This window comes from Pseudomonas fluorescens, from assembly GCF_000968015.1.
Classification (GTDB): Bacteria; Pseudomonadota; Gammaproteobacteria; order Pseudomonadales; family Pseudomonadaceae; genus Aquipseudomonas; species Aquipseudomonas fluorescens_W.
On sequence record NZ_LACH01000057.1, the window covers coordinates 47,087 to 55,740 of the forward strand.

Consider the following 8,654-nt stretch of genomic DNA (forward strand, 5'->3'; position numbering starts at 1 on the left):
CGCCCTGCGCCGCCCCGCGCTGGGCACCTTCAACGAGCCTTCCTTCCACTGGCCCCGGCCAGTGCGGGAACGGCTTGCTCATAACAACACTGCTCATAACAACAAGAGACAAGCAATGAAACCCACCCTGATCACCCTGTTCCTGGCAGGCAGCAGCCTTGCCACCCAAGCCCATGCGGACTTTGTCAAAGACAGCAAGGCCAGCCTGGAACTGCGCAACTTCTATTTCAACCGTGACTTTCGCCAGGACAACGCCGCCCAATCCAAACAAGAGGAATGGGCGCAGGGCTTCCTGCTGCGCTATGAATCGGGCTTCACCGACGGTTTGATCGGTGTCGGTTTCGATGCCATCGGCCTGGTCGGCGTCAAGCTCGATTCCAGCCCTGATCGCGCAGGTTCCGGCCTGCTTAAACGCCACCGCGACACGAGCAAAGGGGCGCAGGACGAGTATGGCGAACTGGGGCTGACCGCCAAAGTGCGCGCCTCCAAAAGCACGCTGAAACTCGGCACGCTGCTGCCGAAACTGCCGACGCTACTGGCCAACGATTCACGGCTGTTGCCACAAACCTTCAAGGGCGGTCAGTTGACCTCGCTGGAGCTCGAAGGCCTGACGGTGGATGCCGGGCGACTGACGCAGGTCAATCAGCGCGACTCCTCGGACTACGAGGACATGGGCATCACCCGCACTGGCGCCAAGGGCATCACCACGCGTCATGTCGATAGCGACAGCTTCGATTTCGCCAGCCTGAACTACAAATGGACCAGCAACCTCGCCACCGGCTATAGCTACGGCCATCTCGACAACTTCTACAGCCAGCACCTGGTCAACCTGACCTACGTGTTGCCAGTCACGACCGGCCAGTCGCTGAAGACGGATCTGCGCTTCGCCCGCTCCACGGACGATGGTGGCAGTAATGTCGACAACAACGCGATTGGCGCGATGTTCACCTACAACCTCGGCGGGCATGCGTTCGGTCTGGGCTATCAAGGCATGAGCGGCGACACCGGCTATGCCTACGTCAACGGCACCGATGCGTTCCTGGTGAACTTCGTGCAGATCGGCGACTTCGCCAGCAAGGACGAAAAATCCTGGCAGGCGCGCTACGACTACAACTTTGCGGCCATCGGTGTACCGGGCCTGACCTTCATGACCCGCTACCTCACCGGCGACAACATCGATCTGGGCGGCAACCGCCCGGAAGGCAAGGAATGGGAACGCGACACCGACATCGGCTATGTCGTGCAGAGCGGGCCGCTGAAAAATGTCGGGGTGAAGTGGCGCAATGCAACGGTGCGCTCGACCAACTTCGGCAGCGACCTGGATGAAAACCGCCTGATCCTCAGCTACACCTTACCGATCTGGTAAATCCCCCCGCCAGACGGGGGCCACTCGCGTCGCCTGACGGTGCGAGTGGCCTCAAATCCAACGCGCCAGATCTATGATTTTTTTGCACAACGCACCGGTTTTTATGAGCATTTTTAATTGATTTTTGCATGCCTATACTGGGCTCAACAGCCTGGTCATGAACCGGGCCAGACCCAACAAAAACAAACAAGGGCATACACCGTGAAGACATCCATGCTTGCCGCCGTCTCCCCGCTCTCAGGTACCTCCACGCGTCTTGTACGCATTGCTGCCCGCAGCGAAGCCCCCCTCGCCGCCTGACCATCCCGTACCTGTAACCGCGCCGATCGTCACCACGATCGATGGAGACTCCAATGAACAGCAACTGCCAACCCTTCCTCACCGCTCGAGACTTTCTGCTGGCCCACCGTACCGACTACGCCACTGCCGTGCGTGACTTCCGCTGGCCGCAACTGAACGCGTTCAACTGGGCACTCGATTACTTCGATGCCATGGCCGAGGGCAACCAGGCCAACGCCCTGTGGATCGTCGAAGAAGACGGCAGCGAACAGCGCTACAGCTTCCAGCAACTGGCTTCGCGCTCCAATCAAGTGGCCAACCACTTGCGTGCGCTCGGCGCGCGCCGTGGCGAGCGCATCCTGCTGATGCTCGGCAACGACGTGGCCCTGTGGGAAACCATGCTGGCCGCCTTCAAGCTTGGCGCCGTGGTGATCCCCGCCACCGCCCTGCTGACCCCCGATGACCTGGGCGACCGCATCGAGCGCGGCCAGGTTCGTCACCTGGTGGTCGGCAGTGCCCATGTCGACAAGTTCGTCGGCCTGGGCGAAGGCTGCAGCCGCATCTGCGTCGGCCCGGCCCCCGCCGGCTGGACCCCGCACAGTGCCGCCAGCGAGTTTTCCGAGCAGTTCGACGTCGAGGGCCGCACGCTGGCCACCGACCCGATGCTGCTGTACTTCACCTCCGGCACCACCTCCAAGCCAAAGATGGTGCTGCACAGCCACCAGAGCTACCCGGTCGGCCACCTGTCGACCATGTACTGGATCGGCCTGCAGCCGGGTGACCTGCACTTGAACATCTCGTCACCGGGCTGGGCCAAACATGCCTGGAGCTGCCTCTTCGCACCGTGGAACGCCGGCGCCTGCATCTTCATCCACAACGTCGCGCGCTTCAGCGCCCCGGCCCTGCTGGGCACGCTGGAACGCTACGGTGTCACTAGCCTGTGCGCCCCGCCCACCGTGTGGCGCATGCTGATTCAGGAAGACCTGGCCAGTTACAAAGGGCGCTTGAACCTGCGCGAACTGGTGGGTGCCGGTGAGCCACTGAACCCGGAGATCATCGAGCAGATCCTGCATGCCTGGGACTTGCCACTGCGTGATGGTTTCGGTCAGTCGGAAACCACCGCCCTGGTCGGCAACACGCCCGGCCAACTGCTCAAGCCCGGGTCCATGGGCCGCCCACTGCCGGGCTACCGGGTGACCATGCTCGACCCCGACGGGGTGCCGGGCAACGAGGGTGAAGTGGCCCTGCCGCTGGACGTGCGTCCGCTCGGTCTGATGTTGTGCTACGAGGACAGCCCGGAAAAAACCGCCGAAGTGATGCGCGACGGCTACTACCGCACCGGCGACACCGCGCAGATCGACGAGGATGGCTACGTCACTTTTGTTGGCCGCGCCGACGATGTGTTCAAGGCCTCCGACTACCGCATCAGTCCCTTCGAGCTGGAAAGCGCACTGATCGAGCACCCGGCGGTGATGGAAGTGGCTGTGGTGCCAAGCCCTGACCCGCTACGCCTCGCCGTGCCCAAGGCGTTCCTGATCCTGGCCCATGACGAACCCGGCAGTGCCGAGTTGGCAGGCAGCATCCTCGCCTTCGCCCGCGAGCACCTGGCGCCCTACAAGCGGGTGCGACGTATCGAATTCGTCAGCGAGCTGCCCAAGACCATCTCCGGGAAAATTCGCCGGGTGGAACTGCGACAGATGGAAGTGCAGCGCCGCCAGAGTGATACACGCGGCGCGCAAGAGTACTTCGAAGAAGACTTCCCTCAGCTCAAGGGCTGAACCCGGGCCGGTACGCCGGCCCTCCTGAATTCAAATCCGACCGCTCGGCCACCCAGGCCGAGTGGCTTAACTCGACCCAAAGAAAGTAGGCAGAACTGAAAATGACCTCTTCCAGCATTCCAAGCGTCAAGCTTCTCATCAACGGCGAATTCGTCGAGTCACGCAGCACTCAGTGGCGCGATGTAGTCAACCCGGCCACCCAGGAAGTCCTGGCCCGCGTGCCCTTCGCCACCGCCGAGGAAATGGACGCCGCCGTGGCCAGCGCCAAGGAAGCCTTCAAGACCTGGCGCAAGACTCCGATCGGCGCCCGCTCCCGGATCTTCTTCAAGTACCAGCAACTGATCCGCGAGAACATCAAGGAACTGGCCGCCCTGCTCACCGCCGAACAGGGCAAAACCCTGCCGGATGCCGAAGGTGATGTGTTCCGCGGCCTGGAGGTGGTCGAACACGCCACCTCCATCGGCAACCTGCAGATGGGTGAGTTGGCCAACAACGTCGCCAATGGCGTCGATACCTACACCTTGATGCAGCCGCTGGGCGTGTGCGCCGGTATCACCCCGTTCAACTTCCCGGCGATGATCCCGCTGTGGATGTTCCCGATGGCCATCGCCACTGGCAACACCTTCGTCCTCAAGCCGTCCGAGCAAGACCCGCTGGTGACCATGCGCCTGGTCGAACTGGCCATGGAGGCCGGTGTACCCAAGGGCGTGCTCAACGTCATCCATGGCGGCGTCGACGCGGTGAACCTGATCTGCGACCACCCGGACATCAAAGCGGTGTCCTTCGTCGGCTCGACCAAAGTCGGTACCCATGTCTACAACCGCGCCACCCAGAACGGCAAGCGCGCGCAGTGCATGATGGGCGCGAAGAACCACGCCATCGTCCTGCCCGATGCCAACAAGCAGCAGACGTTGAACAACCTGCTGGGCGCCTCCTTCGGCGCCGCCGGTCAGCGCTGCATGGCCCTGCCGGTGGTGATTCTGGTGGGTGAAGCGCAGACCTGGCTGCCGGACCTGATCGAGCGGACCAAGACCCTCAAGATCAATGGCGGCACAGAACCTGGCACCGACATCGGCCCGGTGATCTCCTGCGCGGCCCTGGATCGTGTCCACAGTCTGATTGCCAGCGGCATCGAAGAAGGCGCCAAGCTCGAACTGGATGGTCGCAACCCTAGCGTGCCTGGCTACCAGGACGGCAACTTCGTCGGCCCGACCATCTTCTCCAGCGTCACTGCGCAAATGTCTGTGTACCGCGAAGAAATCTTCGGCCCGGTGCTTTGCGTCATGCACGCCGCCAACCTGAGCGAGGCGATCGAGATCATCAACGCCAACCCGAATGGCAACGGCACCGCCCTGTTCACCCGCTCCGGCGCTGCTGCCCGTCACTTCCAGGAAGAAATCGACGTCGGCCAGGTGGGCATCAACGTGCCGATCCCGGTACCGGTCCCACTGTTCTCGTTCTCCGGTTCGCGCGCCTCCAAACTCGGTGACCTGGGCCCTTACGGCAAACAAGTGGTGACCTTCTACACCCAGACCAAAACGGTCACCCAGCGCTGGTTCGACGAGGATGACACCGGCGGCTCGGTGAACACCACCATCACCCTGAAATGATCTGTGGCGAGGGGATTTATCCCCGTTGGGTCGCGAAGCGCCCCCAATCCGGAAAACTCGGTCTGTTTGAACAGTCGCCGAGGCCGCTTCGCAGCCCAACGGGGATAAATCCCCTCGCCACCACACGCAAAAGGTAGCCATCATGCATATCGGATTTCTCGGCCTCGGCAACATGGGCGGCCCAATGGCCCGCAACCTGCTCAAGGCTGGCCACAGCCTGACCGTCTTCGATCCTTTCCCTCAGGCGGTCGCCGCCCTGGTGGAAGCTGGCGCCAGCGCCGCTGACTCGCCCGCCGCCGTGGCCAAAGCCGGGGTTGAGGTGGTCATCACCATGCTGCCAACCGCCGACCACGTGAAGCAGGTCTATCGCGGCAAGGACGGCCTGCTGGCCAATATTGGCCAAGGCGTGCTGTTGATCGACAGTTCGACCATCGACCCGCTCAGTGCCCGCGAAGTCGCAAAATTCGCCCTGGCCCAAGGCAACCCGATGCTCGACGCACCGGTATCCGGCGGCACCGGTGGTGCGACGGCAGGCACCCTGACCTTTATGGTCGGCGGCCCGGTCAGCGTGTTCGACCAAGCCCTGCCGGTTCTCTCGGCCATGGGCAGGAACATCGTGCACTGCGGCGGCGCAGGTAACGGCCAGGTGGCCAAGATCGCCAACAACATGCTGCTCGGCATCTCCATGGTCGGCGTCGCCGAGTCCATGGCGCTGGGTGTGGCCCTGGGCATGGACGCCAAGGTGCTGGCCGGTGTCATCGGCACGTCTACCGGTCGCTGCTGGAGTTCGGAGATCAACAATCCGTTCCCTGGCGTGCTGGAAAACGCTCCGGCCTCGCGTGGTTACAGTGGCGGCTTTGGTACCGACCTGATGCTCAAGGACCTCGGCCTCGCCACCGAAGCAGCGAAACATGTGCGTCAGCCGGTGGTGCTCGGTGCTGCCGCTCAGCAGCTGTACCAGACCTTCAGCCTGCAAGGTAATGGCGGCCTGGACTTCTCCGCCATCATCAAACTGTTCCGTGGGGAAGCCTGAGCATGAGCGAGCAGCAAGCCCCGGTGCTGGCCAGTGTGCGCAACCGCGTTGGCCACCTGACGCTGAATCGACCCGGCGCGTTGAACACTCTGGACCTGCCCATGGTGACACTGCTGTGCCGGCACCTGTGGGTCTGGGAACAGGACCCGGAGATTGTCGCCGTGACCCTCCGTGGTGCCGGGGAAAAGGCCTTCTGCGCCGGCGGCGACATCCGCATGCTGTACGACAGTCACAAGGCCGGCGACGACCTGCACGAGGTGTTCCTCGAGGAGGAATACGCCCTTGACGAGTACCTGCATCGCTACCCCAAACCGGTGCTGGCGCTGCTGGATGGTTATGTGTTGGGCGGCGGTATGGGCCTGGCCCAGGCCGCCTCGCTGCGGGTGATCACCGAGCGCACGCGGATGGGGATGCCGGAAGTCGGCATCGGCTTTTTCCCCGATGTCGGCGGCAGTTATTTCTTGCCGCGACTGCCGGGTGAGCTGGGTCTCTATCTGGGCGTCACCGGTTGCCAGATACGGGCCGCCGACGCCCTCTATGCCAACCTCGCTGACTACTGCCTGCCCAGTGAGCAACTGGCCGAACTGGATGCCGTCCTGGATCAGTTGAACTGGACCGGTGCGCCCGAGGAAGACCTGCAAGACCTGCTCGCCAGCATGGCCACCGAGCGTATTGCGGGATCGGAACTCAAGGCCTATCGCCAGGTGATCGATGAGTATTTCTCCCTGCCCGATGTACCGGCCATTCGCACCGCACTGCTGCGCGAGCAACGTCCCGAGCTGCGCGACTGGGCCGAGCAGACGGCGAAACTGCTCGACAGCCGTTCGCCACTGGCGATGGCCGTGACCCTGGAGCTGCTGCGTCGCGGCCGTTACCTGAGTCTGGCCGACTGCTTTTCCCTGGAGTTGCACCTGGACTATCAGTGGTTCGACAAAGGCGACCTGATGGAGGGCGTGCGCGCCCTGATCATCGACAAGGATAAGACCCCACGTTGGAACCCACCCACCCTGGCGGAACTGGCGCCACCGCGGGTGCAATCCTTTTTCAGCGGTTTCCGTCCGGCCTCCGCCAACCCGCTTCGCACCGCCTGATCGGCAGGAGACACCGCAATGCACGATATCGAATTGACTGAAGAACAACGCATGATCCGCGACATGGCGCGCGACTTTGCCCGCAGCGAAGTCGGCCCGCATGCCCAAGCCTGGGAGAAGGCTGGCTGGATCGATGACGCCGTGGTGGCGCAGATGGGTGAACTGGGCCTGCTGGGCATGGTAGTGCCGGACACGTGGGGTGGTAGCTACACCGACTATGTGGCCTACGCCCTGGCTGTGGAGGAAATCTCGGCCGGCGACGGTGCGCTCGGCGCATTGATGAGCATCCACAATTCTGTGGGCTGCGGCCCCTTGCTCAGATATGGCAGCCCATCCCAGCAAGACCGCTGGTTGCCGCTTCTGGCCAGCGGCCAGGCCATCGGCTGCTTCTGCTTGACCGAGCCACAGGCTGGCACCGAAGCGCACAACTTGCGCACCCGCGCCGAACTGCGCGACGGTCAGTGGGTGCTCAACGGCGCCAAGCAGTTCGTCAGTAACGGCAAGCGTGCCAAGCTGGCCATCGTCTTTGCCGTCACCGATCCGGAACTCGGCAAGAAGGGGCTGTCGGCCTTCCTGGTGCCGACCGACAATCCCGGATTCGTGGTCGACCGCAGCGAACACAAGATGGGTATCAAGGCTTCCGATACCTGCGCGGTGACCTTGAACAACTGCGCGATCCCCCAGGACCATTTGCTGGGCGAACGCGGCAAAGGCCTGGCCATTGCCCTGTCCAACCTGGAAGGCGGTCGTATCGGTATCGCCGCCCAGGCCTTGGGCATCGCCCGCGCAGCTTTCGAGGCCGCGCTGGGGTATGCCCGCGAACGCATCCAGTTCGGCAAGCCGATCATCGAACACCAGAGCGTGTCCAACCTGCTCGCCGATATGCACACCCGGCTCAATGCTACCCGCCTGCTGGTGCTGCATGCTGCGCGCCTGAAAAGCGCCGGGCAACCGTGCCTGTCAGAAGCCTCGCAGGCCAAGCTGTTCGCCTCTGAAATGGCCGAGCGCGTGTGCTCCAGCGCGATGCAGATCCATGGTGGCTACGGCTATCTGGAAGACTACCCGGTGGAGCGCTACTACCGCGATGCGCGCATCACCCAGATCTACGAAGGCACCAGCGAGGTCCAGCGCCTGCTGATCGCCCGCGAACTGGCCCACTACGCACTCTGAGCCCCTCCGGCCGGACGCGCCTGCTGCGTCCGGCAGCCCCCTTTTTGCCACACCTTGTGGAGTCGCCCATGCTCGGTCTGCGTAATATTCCGATCAACCGCCGCCTGTGGTTGATCCTGCTGATGTCCATCCTGATGCTGCTGATTCTCGCCGGCCTGATGCTCAAGCAGAGCTATGACGACCTCTATGCCGCCAAGGCGCTGAAAACCCGTCATGTGGTCGAGACTACCAGCGGCATCCTGCGCCACTTCCAAAACCTGGAAGCTCAGGGGCTCAGTCGAGAGCAGGCGCAGCAACAGGCCAGCACGGTGATACGTGACCTGCGCT

Annotated in this window: 6 protein-coding genes and 1 pseudogene; all 7 read left to right on the top strand. The window is 63.0% G+C overall.

Translation table 11 applies throughout. The annotated features are described in order from the left end of the window. The first annotated feature begins 115 nt into the window (after positions 1 to 115). The gene (locus VD17_RS24330; RefSeq protein ID WP_046056033.1) at positions 116 to 1,366 is read left to right on the top strand and encodes an OprD family porin; all 1,251 of its coding nucleotides are present in this window, start codon (positions 116 to 118) and stop codon (positions 1,364 to 1,366) included. A 353-nt stretch (positions 1,367 to 1,719) separates the two neighbouring features. Then, a complete protein-coding gene (locus tag VD17_RS24335; RefSeq protein ID WP_046056034.1) occupies positions 1,720 to 3,423 on the top strand; it encodes an AMP-binding protein in 1,704 nt (567 codons plus the stop codon). 101 nt (positions 3,424 to 3,524) lie between these two features. Further along, entirely contained in the window at positions 3,525 to 5,033 is a 1,509-nt protein-coding gene (locus tag VD17_RS24340) for a CoA-acylating methylmalonate-semialdehyde dehydrogenase (RefSeq protein ID WP_046056035.1), read from the top strand. 142 nt (positions 5,034 to 5,175) lie between these two features. Further along, complete coding sequence (gene mmsB / locus VD17_RS24345; RefSeq protein ID WP_046056036.1) at positions 5,176 to 6,066, top strand: 3-hydroxyisobutyrate dehydrogenase; 891 nt, start codon at positions 5,176 to 5,178, stop codon at positions 6,064 to 6,066. Positions 6,067 to 6,068: 2 nt separating this feature from the next. Continuing rightward, on the top strand, positions 6,069 to 7,157 hold the full coding sequence (locus tag VD17_RS24350) for an enoyl-CoA hydratase/isomerase family protein (RefSeq protein WP_046056037.1): 1,089 nt from the start codon (positions 6,069 to 6,071) through the stop codon (positions 7,155 to 7,157). Between the two features lie 18 nt (positions 7,158 to 7,175). Next, positions 7,176 to 8,327, top strand: a complete 1,152-nt coding sequence (locus VD17_RS24355) for an acyl-CoA dehydrogenase family protein (protein ID WP_046056038.1) — start codon at positions 7,176 to 7,178, stop codon at positions 8,325 to 8,327. A 68-nt stretch (positions 8,328 to 8,395) separates the two neighbouring features. Continuing rightward, positions 8,396 to 8,654: pseudogene (locus VD17_RS24360) on the top strand (methyl-accepting chemotaxis protein); the annotation flags it as partial.